Raw genomic sequence first — 13,509 nt, 5'->3', positions numbered from 1 at the left:
CGTCACGGCCACCTGACCGTCGGCGGCATCGAGGACAGGATCGAGGCGACGTTGCCGCCGGTCTTCAGGCCGAAGATGGTGCCGCGGTCGTAGAGCAGGTTGAACTCGACATAGCGGCCGCGGCGGACCTGCTGCTCATGGCGCTCGGCGTCCGTCCAGGGCGTCGCCAGATTGCCGCGCAGGATGCGCGGATAGATGTCGAGGAAGGCTTCGCCAACCGCTTTGGTGAAGGCGAGATCGGCTTCCGGATCGCCGGTCCAGACATAGTCGTAGAAGATGCCGCCGATACCGCGCGGCTCGTTACGGTGCTTGAGGTGGAAATACTCGTCGCACCAAGCCTTGAAGCGCTCGTAGTCGGCGACGCCGGCATGGGCCTCGCAAGGGGCGCGCATCGCGGCATGGAAGGCTTGCGCATCGGGATCGTCCTGGGTGCGCCTGCGATCAAGCACCGGGGTGAGGTCGGCGCCGCCGCCGAACCAGGGCTTCGTCGTCACGACGAAGCGGGTGTTCATGTGCACGGTCGGCGCGTGCGGATTCCAGGGATGGGCGATCAGCGAGATGCCGGTAGCGTGGAAGCGCGGGTCTTCCGCGGCGCCGGGAATCTGTGCGGCGAATTCCGGCGCGAAGCTGCCATGCACGGTCGAGACGTGGACGCCGACCTTCTCGAAGACGCGGCCCGACATCAGCGCCATCACGCCGCCGCCGCCGGGCGCGCCGTCATGGTTGCTGCGCTGCCAGGGCGTGCGAACGAAGCGGCCGGGTTGGTCGGTCTCAGGGGGAAATGGGCCGGTCGCCTCATCCTCGATCTGCTCGAAGGCGGCGCAGATGCGGTCGCGCAGGCTTTCGAACCAGGCGGCGGCGCGCGGTTTCAGGGCTTCGACGACGGCGGGATCGACAGCTGGGGTTGGCGTGGCTTGTGCGGTCATGTGCGGTCTCTTCATCAGGCGTCGGTCGGTGCGGGATAGGCACCGAGCTGGCGCAGCGCCTCGCCCACTACCATCGCCGCGGCCATGGCGACATTGAGCGAGCGCAAATCACGGCGCATCGGGATGCGCACGCTGGCTTCCGCCGCAGCATAGACCTCCGGCGGAACGCCTGCGCTTTCGCGCCCGACCATGACGATGTCGCCGGGCCGGAAGGCGAAGTCGATATGGGCACAGGCGCCGTCGGTCTCGGCCAGGACCAGACGATGGCCGGCCTCGCGCCGCCAGGTCTCGAAGGCGCGGAAGGAATCATGGCGCGCCACCGCCGCCCGCTCGATATAGTCCATGCCGGAACGGCGGAAATTGCGGTCGGAGACGTCGAAGGCGGCCGGCTCGACGATGTCGACGGCAATGCCAAGGCAGGCCGCCAGGCGGATCATCGTGCCGGCGTTCTGCGGGATGTCGGGCTGGTAGAGGGCGAGGCGTAGCATGAGGGGCGTCATGCTGCCCACGCAAGGCACGCGTCAAGCAGCAGCTCGGCCATGCTCTGGCCTTCATTTGGCAGTGGACCCATATAACGAAGCGTCGTCATCGCCAGCTGCCCGAGGAGGGCCTCCTCAAGTCCATGTTCGCCCCGCTCTTCCGTTTCCTTGAAAGCCGCATCGACGTGTTCGCGCCCTTCGACGAGCGGCAGACGCCGCCGACCGGCGTGTTCCGCTTCATGTGGCACCACATCAGGGGCGTGAAGGGCTGGATGGCTCTGATCATGCTGACCGGCCTCGGCTTTTCCGGCATCGAGGCGGCGATGTACCTGATGGTCGGTTGGTTCGTCGACCTTTTGACCAAGAACTCGCCCGAACAGGTCTTCAGTGAGCATGGCTGGCTGCTGATCGGCGCGGCGCTTGTGGTGACCGTGGCGCGGCCGCTGGTCTATTTCGCCAACCACGCCATCGTCGACCAGGTGGTGGTGCCGCAGATCACCAACCAGATCCGCTGGCGCAACCATGTCTACACGCTCGGCCACGCGCTCTCCTATTTCCAGAACGATTTCGCCGGCCGGCTCTCGTCGCGGGTGATCCAGGCAGGGCAGGCGATCCGCGGCGCGACGATCGAGGTGATCGACGATCTCTGGTATGCGCTGATCTTCGCCTCGGTCGCGATCGGCTTCTTCGGATCGACCAGCCTCTGGCTCGCCATGCCGGTGATCGTCTGGCTGGCGGCCTATGTCGCGCTGCTGATCTACTTCGTGCCGCGGGCCAAGAAGCGCTCGGAGGCGAATTCGCTGGGACGTTCGAGCACGACCGGGCGCATCGTCGATTCCTACACCAACATCCTGACGGTGAAGCTCTTCGCCCGCGCCGATGCCGAGCGCTCGGCCGTGCGCGACTCGTTGACGCGCTGGAACGCCTCCTTCCTCAACCTGTCGCGGCTGATCACCGGCGTCAGCGTCATCCTGCAGACGATGAACAGCCTGCTGGTCGTGGCGACGGCCTGGCTCTGCCTGCATCTCTGGAGCCAAAGCGAGATGACGCCGGGTGCGGTCGCGGCCTCGATCGGGCTGGTGCTGCGCCTCGTGCAGATGTCGGGCTGGCTGATCCATCTGGTGCGCGGCATCTTCGAGAATATCGGCTCGGTGCAGGAGAGCATGGAGACGATCGCCAAGCCGCACGACCTGCCGGACGCAGCCGACGCCGTGCCGCTCCAGGTGGCGCAGGGCGGGGTGCGCTTCGAACATGTCCGCTTCAACTACGGCAAGCCGCAGGGGCTGTTCGAGAATCTCGACCTCGAGATCAGGCCGGGCGAGAAAATCGGGCTGGTCGGCCCGTCCGGGGCTGGCAAGTCGACTCTGGTCAACCTGCTGCTGCGGCTCTACCCGCTCGATTCGGGCCGGATCCTGATCGATGGGCAGGACATCGCCCATGTCACGCAGGAATCGCTGCGCAGCCAGATCGGCATGGTCACGCAGGACAATTCGCTGCTGCATCGCTCGATCGGCGACAACATCGCCTATGGCCGGATCGGCGCGACGCAGGATGAGATCGCCGCTGCTGCCAAGCGGGCGGCGGCGCACGACTTCGTTCTTGGCCTCTCCGACCAGGATGGCCGCCAGGGTTTCGATTCGCGTGTCGGCGAGCGTGGCGTGAAGCTGTCGGGCGGCCAGCGTCAGCGTATCGCGATCGCCCGCGTGCTGCTCAAGGACGCTCCTATCCTGATATTGGACGAAGCAACATCGGCGCTCGATTCGGAGGTCGAGGCCGAAATCCAGGCCCAGCTTTCCACATTGATGGAAGGAAAGACTGTGATCGCGATCGCGCACCGGCTTTCGACCATCGCCGCGCTCGACCGGCTGATCGTGCTCGACAAGGGCCGGATCGTCGACATGGGCAGCCATGACGAGCTGGTGCGTCGCGGCGGGCTCTATGCCCGTCTATGGGCCCGGCAGTCCGGCGGCTTCCTCGCATTGGCCGACAGTGAGCGGATTCCGGCCTGAGTAAACTGCACGGCGGCATTGCTGCGATGCAGTGGGCTGCGGCACGCGCGACAGTAGACTTCGTCAAAACTGCATGCCAAAGAGCGCGGCAGGCGACGCGCCGCCGCAAGGCGGCTGTGCGCCCGCGCCCCCATGGGGCGCTTGATTTGTTTCAGCCGGCCAGGCCGGCAGCCGAGCAGGGAACTGGATCGTGGCGCACGCGACCGATACGACTGGCACCGAACCCACCCGCCGCGATTTTCTGATGCTGACGACCGGCGCTTTCGGCGCCGTCGGCGCTGCCGCCGTCGTCGTGCCTCTGCTGGGCCAGCTGGCCCCCGACGCGCAGGTCGTCGCCGCCGGCGCGCCGATCGATCTCGACCTCGGCCCGATCGCGGAAGGCCAGGCGATCAAGCTGTTCTGGCGCGGCAAGCTGATCTTCGTGCGCAACCGCACCAAGAAGGAGATCGACGAGGCCAAGGCCGTCGATGTCGCGACGCTGCGTGATCCGCAGACCGACGAGCAGCGCACCAAGGCGGGCCACGAGCGCTATCTCATCGTCTACGGCAACTGCACCCATCTCGGCTGCGTGCCGCTGGGCAACGCCCCCGGCGAGCCGAAGGGCGAGTTCGATGGCTGGTTCTGCCCGTGCCACGGCTCGCACTACGATTCCTCCGGCCGCATCCGCAAGGGTCCCGCGCCGCTGAACCTGCCGGTGCCGCCCTACGCGTTCACTGCGGACACCAAGATCAAGATCGGCTGAGCCTCCTGAAGGCGAGGACGGCATCGAGCGGAATTGAGAGAGCTTGAGGCGAGCATGAGCGGGCACAGCACCTACCAACCGAAGACCGGGATCGAGCGCTGGCTCGATGCGCGGCTGCCGATCGTGCGGCTGATGCACGATTCCGCGGTTTCCTATCCTGTGCCGCGCAACCTCAACCTGCTGTGGACCTTCGGCGGCATCCTCGCCTTCATGCTGGTGGCGCAGATCATCACCGGCGTGATCCTGGCGATGCACTACACGCCGAACGCGACCATGGCGTTCAACTCCGTCGAGCACATCATGCGCGACGTGAACTTCGGCTGGCTGCTGCGCTACCTGCACTCCAACGGCGCCTCGATGTTCTTCGTGGCGGTCTACATCCACATCTTCCGCGGCCTGTACTACGGTTCGTACAAGGCGCCGCGCGAGGTGCTCTGGATCCTCGGCGTCATCATCTTCCTCCTGATGATGGCCACGGCCTTCATGGGCTACGTGCTGCCCTGGGGCCAGATGTCCTTCTGGGGCGCGACCGTCATCACCAACCTGTTCTCGGCGCTGCCGGTGATCGGCGAGACGATCGTCACCTTCCTGTGGGGCGGCTACTCGGTCGACAACCCGACGCTGAACCGCTTCTTCTCGCTGCACTTCCTGCTGCCGTTCATGATCGCCGGCGTCGTCGGGCTGCACATCTGGGCACTGCACCATGTCGGCCAGAACAACCCGACCGGCGTCGAGGTCAAGGACGTCAAGAAGGACACCGTTCCCTTCACGCCCTATGCGACGATCAAGGACCTGTTCGGCATGGTCTGCTTCATGCTGGTCTTCGCCTGGTTCGTCTTCTACCAGCCGAACTTCATGGGCCACGCCGACAACTACATTCCGGCCAACCCGGCCTCGACGCCCGCCCACATCGTGCCGGAATGGTACTTCCTGCCGTTCTACGCGATCCTGCGCGCCATTCCCGACAAGCTCGGCGGCGTGCTCGCCATGGGCGGCGCGATCGTGATCCTCGCCTTCCTGCCCTGGATCGACACCTCCAAGGTCAAGTCGATGACCTACCGCCCGATCGCGCGCCAGTTCTTCTGGATGTTCGTGCTGGTCTGCATCGGCCTCGGCTATCTCGGCGCCATGCCGGCCGACGAGCCCTATGTCACGATCTCGCGCATCCTGACGGTGCTGTATTTCGGCTTCTTCCTGGCGCTGGCGCTGATCGGCATCTTCGAACGGCCGGCCCCGCTGCCGACTTCCATCGCCGACTCGGTGCTCGGCGGCTCGGGCGCACGCCTCGGCCACGCCACCGCCTCGGCACCGCAGGCCAAGGGCTGAACGAGACCATGAGCAAGATGTCCCTCCGCCTATCGCTCGCCGGTCTCGTCACTGGCTTTGCCCTCGCCGTCGCCGCGCCTGCCCTGGCAGCCGAAGGCGCGCCGAAGCCGCCGGCGCAGCACTGGTCGTTCGCCGGCCCGTTCGGCAAGTTCGACCAGGCGCAGCTGCAGCGCGGCTTCAAGGTCGCCAAGGAAGTCTGCGCCAACTGCCATGCGATGAGCCTGATCCGGTTCCGCAACCTGGCGCAGCCGGGCGGCCCCGGCTTCACCGCTTCGCAGGTCGCGGCGCTGGCGGCGAGCTACACCAACATCAAGGACGGCCCGAACGATTCTGGCGAGATGTTCGAGCGTCCCGGCCGTCCGGCCGACGCCTTCCCGGCGCCGTTCGCGAACGAGCAGGCGGCCCGCGCTGCCAATGGCGGCGCCTATCCGCCGCCGATCGACATGCTGGCCAAGGCGCGCACCTATACGCGCGGCTTCCCCACCTTCATCTTCGACATTTTCACCCAGTATCAGGAGCAGGGGCCGGACTATATCGTCGCGCTCCTGACCGGCTATGCCGAGCCGCCGGCCGGCGTGACGCTGCTGCCGGGGCAGAACTACAACAACTTCATGCCCGGCCACCTGATCGCGATGCCGAAGCCGCTGAGCGACGGCCAGGTCGAGTACCCGAAGGGGGCGGACGGCAAGTCGCCGGTGCCGGAGACGGTCGAGCAATACGCCAAGGACGTCTCCGCCTTCATGGTCTGGATGGCGGAGCCGCATCTCGAGGCGCGCAAGCGCATGGGCTTCCAGGTGATGATCTTCCTCGCGCTCTTCGCCGGGCTGCTCTACTTCACCAAGAAGAAGATCTGGTCGCGCCTGCCCGACCACGCCTCGGCGCACTGAGTGAGATCTGAGTTGGAAAGGGCCCCGGTGACGGGGCCCTTTTCGTTTGTGGGCTGCATTCGATCGCGTGCCGCCGTGTTACGGCTGTCACGAATCTCGATCCTTATCCGGGCAATCATCGGAGACCAAGGCATGGCTGAAGCGGTTCTGGGCATCATCGGTGGCTCCGGCATCTACGACCTGCCGGGCCTGACCGATCTGCGCGAGGAGCGGATCGAGAGCCCCTGGGGCGAGCCGTCCGACGTGCTCCGGATCGGGCGGATGGGCGAGACCAGAATCGTCTTCCTGCCGCGCCATGGCCGCGGCCATGCGATCCCGCCTTCCGAGATCAACTACCGCGCCAATATCGACGTACTGAAGCGGGCAGGGGTGACCGACCTCGTCTCGCTCTCGGCCTGCGGCTCCTACAAGGCCGAGCTCTATCCCGGCCTGTTCGTGCTGGTCGACCAGTTCGTCGACCGCACCGCAGGGCGCGCCAGTTCCTTCTTCGGCAAGGGCTGCGTCGCCCATGTCTCGGTGGCGCATCCTGTCGGCCCGGCCCTGCAGGAGCGGATCGCCGCGGCGGCCACCGCCGAGGATCTGCCCTTCGTCAAGGGGGGCACGCTCGTCACCATGGAAGGCCCGCAATTCTCGACGCTGGCGGAATCGCTGACCTATAAGGGCCTCGGCTACGACCTGATCGGCATGACCGCGATGCCGGAGGCCAAGCTCGCCCGCGAGGCCGAGATCACCTACGCCACCGTCGCGATGGTGACCGACTATGATTGCTGGCACGAGGAGCATGGCGCGGTCGATGTCGCCTCCGTGATCGCGGTGCTGCACGCCAATGCCGACAAGGCGCGCAGGCTGGTGGCGCGGCTTGCCGCCGATTTCCCGCGTGAGCGTGAGGCCTGCCCGGCTGGTTCGCACAATGCTCTGGACTTCGCCATCGTCACGGCGCCGGAGCATCGCGACCCCAGGCTCCTGGCCAAGCTCGACGCAGTGGCCGGGCGCGTGCTGAAGGCGCAGGGCTGACGCTGCTCCGGCTTTCCCGGAACGGCCACCTCGGGTTAAGAGGAGCCGCCCCAGCCGATGGACTTTGTCATGGACCGTAGCGCGCTCGCCGATCTGAAGAATGCGATCCGGACGATCCCCGATTATCCGGCGCCGGGAATCCAGTTCCGCGACATCACCACGCTGCTCGGGGATGCCCGCGCTTTCCGCCGCGCCGTGGACGAGCTGGTGCAGCCCTTCGCCGGCCTGAAGATCGCCAAGATCGCCGGGATCGAGGCCCGTGGCTTCATCCTTGGCGGCGCCGTGGCGCATCAGCTTTCGGCCGGCTTCGTGCCGGTGCGCAAGAAGGGCAAGCTGCCGCATGAGACGGTCGGCATGCCCTATTCGCTCGAATATGGCGCCGACGAGATCGAGGTCCACAAGGATGCGGTCTCGCGCGGCGAGCGGGTGCTGCTGGTCGACGACCTCGTCGCCACCGGCGGCACGGCGGAGGCGGCGGTGAAGCTGCTCTCCTCGCTCGGGGCTGAAGTCGTCGCCGCCTGCTTCATCATCGACCTGCCGGACCTCGGCGGTGCCGACAAGATCAGGCGGCTCGGCGTGCCGGTGCGTACGCTGGTCTCCTTCGCGGGGCATTGACGCCATGAAGATCCACGGACGGCATTACCGCACCATCTGGCTCGACGATGACGGCTGGGGCGTTGTGGTCATCGACCAGACGCGACTGCCCTTCCATTTCGAGACGGTGCGGCTGGCGACCGCCGAAGAAGCCGCGCATGCGATCCGCCATATGACCGTCCGTGGCGCCCCGCTGATCGGCGCGACCGCGGCCTATGGCGTCGCGCTCGCCCTGCGGGTCGATGCCTCCGATGCTGCGCTGGAACAGGCCCTTGCCTTGCTGGGCGCGACCCGGCCGACGGCGGTCAACCTGCACTGGGCGCTGGCGCGGATGCGCAAGCGCCTGATCGACCTGCCGGAGGCCGAGCGGGTCGCTGCGGCCTATGCCGAGGCGGGCGCGATCTGCGACGAGGATGTCGCGCTCTGCCATGCCATCGGCGAGCATGGGCTCGGCGTGATCCGTGAGATCGCGGCCAAGAAACCGGCGGGCGAGCCGGTCAACATCCTGACTCATTGCAATGCCGGCTGGCTCGCCACCGTCGACTGGGGCACGGCGCTGGCGCCGATCTATCTGGCGCATGACGCCGGCATCGCCGTCCATGTCTGGGTGGACGAGACCCGACCGCGCAACCAGGGCGCGGCGCTGACCGCCTATGAGCTCGGCAGCCATGGCGTGCCGCATGCGGTGATCGTCGACAATGCCGGCGGGCATCTGATGCAGCATGGAAAGGTCGACATGGTGATCGTCGGTACCGACCGAACGACCGCCACCGGCGACGTCGGCAACAAGATCGGCACCTATCTCAAGGCGCTGGCGGCGAGGGACAATGGCGTACCGTTCTATGTGGCGCTGCCCTCGCCGACGATCGACTGGACGCTTGCTGACGGGCTGAAGGACATCCCGATCGAGGAGCGCAGCCAGCGCGAGGTCACGCATCTGTTCGGCCAGAGCGAGGATGGCCGTACCGGCTTCTTCCAGGTCGCGGCGCCGGGTAGCGCGGCCTGCAACCCGGCTTTCGACGTGACGCCAGCGCGGCTGGTGACTGGGCTGATCACCGAACGCGGCATTGCGCCGGCGAGCGCCGAGGGGCTGGCCCGGCTCTTTCCGGACCTCGCACAGGGACAGGCGGCATGAAGGAGTTGACACTGCGCGAGGAGATCGTCGCGGTCGCGCGGGCGATCGACAAGGCCGGTTTCTGCCCGTCGAAATCAGGCAATGTCTCGGCGCGCTTCGGCGACGGTTTCCTGATCACGCCATCCGGCCTGCCTTATGCGAAGACGCGACCGCAGGACCTCATCTACCTGTCGCTCGACGGCGCGGTGCTCTCGGGCGAGCGCAAGCCGTCCTCGGAATGGCCGTTCCATGTCGCGATCTACAAGGCGCGGCCGGATGCGCAGGCGATCGTCCACACGCATTCGCCACGCGCCACGGCGTTGTCCTGCGCCCGGCGGGGCATCCCGGCCTTCCACTACATGATCGCGCTCTGTGGTGGGGCCGATGTCCGCTGCGCCGACTATGCCACCTTCGGCTCGCCGGAGCTGGCGGAGAATGCGGTCAGGGCGCTGGACGGCCGCAAGGCGGTGCTGCTCGCCAATCACGGCGTGATCGCGCTGGGGGCGAGCCTGGCGGGCGCGCACACCATCGTCGCCGAGGTCGAGAACCTCGCCGGGCAGTATCTCGACCTGCTCGCTGCCGGGCTCGAGCCGGTCATCCTCGATGCGGCCGAGATGGTGCGTGTCTCAGCGAAGTTCGCAGGTTACGGCAAGGTCGGCTGATCTTAAGGGCCGATCTCACCGGTTGTTAACGGCTCTCCTCTATTGAGGGCGGGATGAAGCTCTCGCGCTATCTGCTCGACTCGCTTGACGCCCTTGGTATCGGCGTTTGCGAATACGATGCGCAGATGCGGGCGCTGTGCTGGAACCAGACCTTCCTGCAGATATTCCCCGAGGACGTCGGCGAGATCTATGTCGGTGAGCCCTATGCCGACAACCTTCAGCGCTTTTATCAGCTCAGGCTTTCGCCCGAGGAGATGCCGGAGATCGCGCGGCATGTCGCCGAAGGCGTGACCCGCCACGAGAACCAGACGCAGCCCTTCGAATTCATCCATAACGGCCGCAAGCTGCGCGCCTCATCCTTGCGGGCTCCGGATGGCGGCCGGGTGCGGCTCTGGCAGACGCTCGATGTCGAGACCCCGTCCGAGGCGGCCCCCGAATTGGTGTTGCCGGTCATGGACGCGCTGCGCTTCATCCCCGACGGCGCCACGATCCTCGATGCGAAGCAGCGGGTGATCGCCACCAACAACGCCTTCCGGCGGCTCTACGACCTGCCCAGCGGCACGCCTGTGGTCGGCCGTAGCCTGGACGAGATCATCGCCTGGTGCTGGCGCGGCGCCTCGCCCATTGGGGCCTGGCGCGCGGCGATCAGCAACGGCCTGCGCTATGACGGCGTTCCCTTCGAGATCGAACTGCCCGGCCAGCGCTGGCTGAGATTGATCGCGCGGCATAGCAAGGGCGGCGTCAGCTTCTTCACCCATGCCGACATCACCGTCGCCAAGCGCCAGCAGATGGAGCTGCTGGAAGCGCAGGAGGCGTTGCGCCGCGCCAATGCGGCGCTGGCGGAGCTGGCGGAAACCGATGGCCTGACCGGCCTCGCCAATCGCCGCCGCTTCGTCACACGGCTCGCCGATGCCGCCGCCCGGCCGGAGCCGCTGGCGCTGATGATGATCGACGTCGACCACTTCAAGACGATCAACGATCGCTTCGGCCATCTCGTCGGAGACGCCTGCCTCAAGGCGATCGCCGAAGTCATCGCGGCCCAGGTCACCCAGGCCTCGACGCTGGTTGCCCGGATCGGCGGCGAGGAATTCGGCGTCCTGCTCGGCGACGCGTCGATCGCGACTGCGAAGGAGGTGGCGACGACCATTCGCCGTGCCTTGCGCCGCGTGCCCTGGCGCCTGCTACATGACGAATTGACGGGCGTGACCGTCTCGATCGGCCTATGCGCCGGGGAGGGGCCGCTGGATGGCACCAGCCTCCATGCGAATGCCGACGAGGCGCTCTACGCCGCCAAGCGCAATGGCCGCGACCGCATCGAGCTGGCAAGCCCGCCGGCGGTGTTGCGCCGCGCCGCCAGTTGAGCCACGCCCGCCTCAGCCCGGCTTGCGTTCGATGAAGACGCAGCCGTCGAAGCTCAACACCGTCTCGCCGTTCTGGTTGACGCCGGTGTTGTGGTGGAAGAACAGGCCCCAGTCCGGCCGCGAGAAGCTCGGGCGCTTGTCGGCGACGGCCGAGTGATAGGTGATGCGGTCGCCGGCATAGACCGGCTTCAGCCAGCGCAGGTTCTTGAAGCCGGGCGAGGGGCCGAGCCGCGGAGCTGCATCGGGGGCGAGCATGGCCTCCTGCCGGCGGCGGTGGCTGACCATCGCCGCCATCCAGCCTGCCGCCGTATGCCAGCCGGAGGCGCAGAGGCTGCCGAAGGAACTCCTGCGCGCCGCCTCATCGTCCATGTGGAAGGGTTGAGGATCGAAGGAGCGGGCGAAGGCGACGATCTCCTGCGGGGTGAAGACGAGGCTGCCGAGCTCGTAGCTGTCGCCGATCGCCAGCTCGTCGAAATAGCGGGGAGGGGCGGTCGGCCTTGAGGGCGGCTCGACGGCGACGGTCACCTGCGGTGGCTCATAGCTCGCAGGATGTGCCAGCCAGTCGCCACGTGCCGCCTCGAAGCCTGAGCCGCGGCGGCCGAACATCACCCAGTTGTTCTGCTCGACCACCGGCTCGCCACGCTGGTTGAGCAGCTCGAAGCGGAATTTCACCAGCCCCATCTCCGGTCGCGAGCGCGATTCCTTGGTCTCGGCGATAGTCCAGCGCAGGCGCAGCGTGTCGCCAGGCTTGACCGGGCGCAGCCATTTGACCTCCTCGACGCCAGGCGAGCCCATCGAGGTCGTGTCGAGGAAGAAGGCCTCGGCGGCGAGCCGCATCAGCAGGGCGCAGCTGTGCCAGCCGGAGCCGATCAGCGAGCCGACGAAGCTCGCCTTGGCCTTGTCGGGATCGATGTGGAAATCCTGCGCATCGAAACGCCCCGCGAAAGCGAGGATGTCGTCCTGCGAGACGGGAAGCGAGCCGTATTCGTGGACAGAGCCCGGGACGAAATCCTCGAAGTAGAGCATCGCTAGTCCATCTCGTTGATCAGGCGCGTATCCTGCGCGGGAGGCTGCCGGCAATCGAGTGGAAAACGCGCAAACTCCGAATGCTCACCGGACATGGCGCCGGAGCGGTGTCCGCTCCGGCGGTGGAGGCTCAGTTGGCGAAGCGGAAATGCAGCACGTCGCCGTCGGCGACGACGTATTCCTTGCCTTCGAGCCGGAACTTGCCGGCCTCGCGTGCGCCGGCCTCGCCCTTGTTGGCGATGTAATCCGGGTAGGCGATGGTCTCGGCGCGGATATAGCCCTTCTCGAAATCGGTATGGATCACGCCGGCGGCCTGCGGCCCCTTGGTGCCCTTCTCGATCGTCCAGGCGCGGGCTTCCTTCGGGCCGACGGTGAAATAGGTGACGAGGTTGAGCAGGGCGTAGCCGGCGCGGATGACCCGGTTGAGGCCGGGCTCGTCGAGGCCGACGGCTTCGAGATAGTCCTTCTGGTCGCCGGCCGGCAGCACCGCGATCTCGCTCTCGATCTTGGCGGAGACCACGACGGCGACGGCGCCTTCCTCGGCAGCGCGAGCCTTGACCTGCTCGGAGAAGCCGTTGCCCTTGTCGGCGCTGGCTTCCTCGACATTGCAGACATAGAGCACGGGCTTGGAAGAGAGCAGGCCGAGCATCTCGAACGCCTTGCGCTCTTCGGCCGCGACCTGGACGAGGCGGGCCGGCTTGCCCTCGCGCAGCAGCGCCAAGCAGCGGTTCATCAGGTCGGCGGCTTCCTTGGCCTCCTTGTCGCCGGACTTGGCCTTCTTCTCCAGCGGCAGGACGCGCTTCTCGAGGCTTTCGAGATCGGCGAGCATCAGCTCGGTCTCGATGATCTCGATATCGTTGACCGGCGAGACCTTGCCCTCGACATGGGTGATGTCGCCATCCTCGAAGCAGCGCACGACATGGGCGATGGCATCGCATTCGCGGATATTGGCGAGGAACTGGTTGCCGAGGCCTTCGCCCTTGGAGGCGCCGCGCACGAGCCCGGCGATGTCGACGAAGGTCAGCCGGGTCGGGATGATCTCCTTCGAGCCGGCGATCGCGGCAAGCTGCTCAAGCCGCTCGTCGGGCACGGCGACGTCGCCGACGTTCGGCTCGATCGTGCAGAACGGATAGTTCGCCGCCTGCGCCGCCGCCGTCTGCGTCAGCGCGTTGAAGAGGGTCGACTTGCCGACATTCGGCAGGCCGACGATACCACATTTGAAGCCCATGCTGGCTGATCCGTTGCGTTGCCGCCGCGAAAGGGGCGGTGACGAGATGATGATGTGAATGCTTCGGGCCTTATTGGCGCCCGAGCGCCAAAAGACAAGATGGCGCAGGGTTCACCTGCCCCCGCAGCATGCATGGCCACG

At 66.7% G+C, this 13,509-nt stretch carries 13 protein-coding genes; 9 read left to right on the top strand and 4 right to left on the bottom strand.

The window, feature by feature from the left end; translation table 11 throughout:
- Positions 1-2 precede the first annotated feature (2 nt).
- Together hemF and VGV58_RS17225 are read right to left on the bottom strand one after the other, a co-directional pair.
- Entirely contained in the window at positions 3-926 is a 924-nt protein-coding gene (gene hemF, locus VGV58_RS17230) for an oxygen-dependent coproporphyrinogen oxidase (protein WP_326875260.1), read from the bottom strand.
- A gap of 14 nt (positions 927-940) precedes the next feature.
- Complete coding sequence (locus VGV58_RS17225; protein WP_326876157.1) at positions 941-1,414, bottom strand: tRNA (cytidine(34)-2'-O)-methyltransferase; 474 nt, start codon at positions 1,412-1,414, stop codon at positions 941-943.
- Between the two features lie 134 nt (positions 1,415-1,548).
- Between VGV58_RS17225 and VGV58_RS17220 the strand changes: the two genes are divergently transcribed.
- The 9 genes from VGV58_RS17220 to VGV58_RS17180 all read left to right on the top strand — a co-directional run bounded on the left by VGV58_RS17220 (position 1,549) and on the right by VGV58_RS17180 (position 11,114).
- Positions 1,549-3,414, top strand: coding sequence for an ABC transporter ATP-binding protein (locus tag VGV58_RS17220; RefSeq protein ID WP_326875259.1), 1,866 nt, complete (start codon positions 1,549-1,551; stop codon positions 3,412-3,414).
- Between the two features lie 190 nt (positions 3,415-3,604).
- Complete coding sequence (gene petA, locus VGV58_RS17215; RefSeq protein ID WP_326875258.1) at positions 3,605-4,156, top strand: ubiquinol-cytochrome c reductase iron-sulfur subunit; 552 nt, start codon at positions 3,605-3,607, stop codon at positions 4,154-4,156.
- 54 nt (positions 4,157-4,210) lie between these two features.
- A complete protein-coding gene (locus VGV58_RS17210) occupies positions 4,211-5,482 on the top strand; it encodes a cytochrome b (RefSeq protein ID WP_326875257.1) in 1,272 nt (423 codons plus the stop codon).
- 8 nt (positions 5,483-5,490) lie between these two features.
- Entirely contained in the window at positions 5,491-6,369 is an 879-nt protein-coding gene (locus VGV58_RS17205) for a cytochrome c1 (protein ID WP_326875256.1), read from the top strand.
- 132 nt (positions 6,370-6,501) lie between these two features.
- Positions 6,502-7,383: an S-methyl-5'-thioadenosine phosphorylase gene (locus VGV58_RS17200; protein WP_326875255.1), complete on the top strand. Its 882-nt coding sequence runs from the start codon at positions 6,502-6,504 to the stop codon at positions 7,381-7,383.
- A gap of 69 nt (positions 7,384-7,452) precedes the next feature.
- Positions 7,453-7,998 (top strand): adenine phosphoribosyltransferase, encoded by a 546-nt coding sequence (locus tag VGV58_RS17195; protein WP_126109306.1) that lies wholly within the window; start codon positions 7,453-7,455, stop codon positions 7,996-7,998.
- A gap of 4 nt (positions 7,999-8,002) precedes the next feature.
- A complete protein-coding gene (mtnA, locus tag VGV58_RS17190) occupies positions 8,003-9,112 on the top strand; it encodes an S-methyl-5-thioribose-1-phosphate isomerase (protein ID WP_326875254.1) in 1,110 nt (369 codons plus the stop codon).
- The gene (locus tag VGV58_RS17185; RefSeq protein WP_326875253.1) at positions 9,109-9,753 is read left to right on the top strand and encodes a class II aldolase/adducin family protein; all 645 of its coding nucleotides are present in this window, start codon (positions 9,109-9,111) and stop codon (positions 9,751-9,753) included. Before mtnA ends, VGV58_RS17185 begins: the two co-directional genes overlap by 4 nt.
- A 53-nt stretch (positions 9,754-9,806) precedes the next feature.
- Positions 9,807-11,114 carry a GGDEF domain-containing protein gene (locus tag VGV58_RS17180; RefSeq protein ID WP_326875252.1) on the top strand — a complete coding sequence of 436 codons (1,308 nt, stop codon included), beginning with the start codon at positions 9,807-9,809 and terminating at the stop codon, positions 11,112-11,114.
- A gap of 12 nt (positions 11,115-11,126) precedes the next feature.
- Here the strand turns inward: VGV58_RS17180 and VGV58_RS17175 are convergent, their stop codons facing one another.
- Both VGV58_RS17175 and ychF read right to left on the bottom strand, forming a co-directional pair.
- Positions 11,127-12,140, bottom strand: coding sequence for a MaoC family dehydratase (locus VGV58_RS17175; protein WP_326875251.1), 1,014 nt, complete (start codon positions 12,138-12,140; stop codon positions 11,127-11,129).
- A 130-nt stretch (positions 12,141-12,270) separates the two neighbouring features.
- Positions 12,271-13,368 carry a redox-regulated ATPase YchF gene (ychF, locus tag VGV58_RS17170; RefSeq protein WP_326875250.1) on the bottom strand — a complete coding sequence of 366 codons (1,098 nt, stop codon included), beginning with the start codon at positions 13,366-13,368 and terminating at the stop codon, positions 12,271-12,273.
- Positions 13,369-13,509 lie beyond the last annotated feature (141 nt).

The sequence above is a fragment of the Allobosea sp. genome (genome assembly GCF_035944895.1).
Classification (GTDB): domain Bacteria; phylum Pseudomonadota; class Alphaproteobacteria; order Rhizobiales; family Beijerinckiaceae; genus Allobosea.
This window is presented reverse-complemented; position numbering and strand designations above follow the sequence as displayed.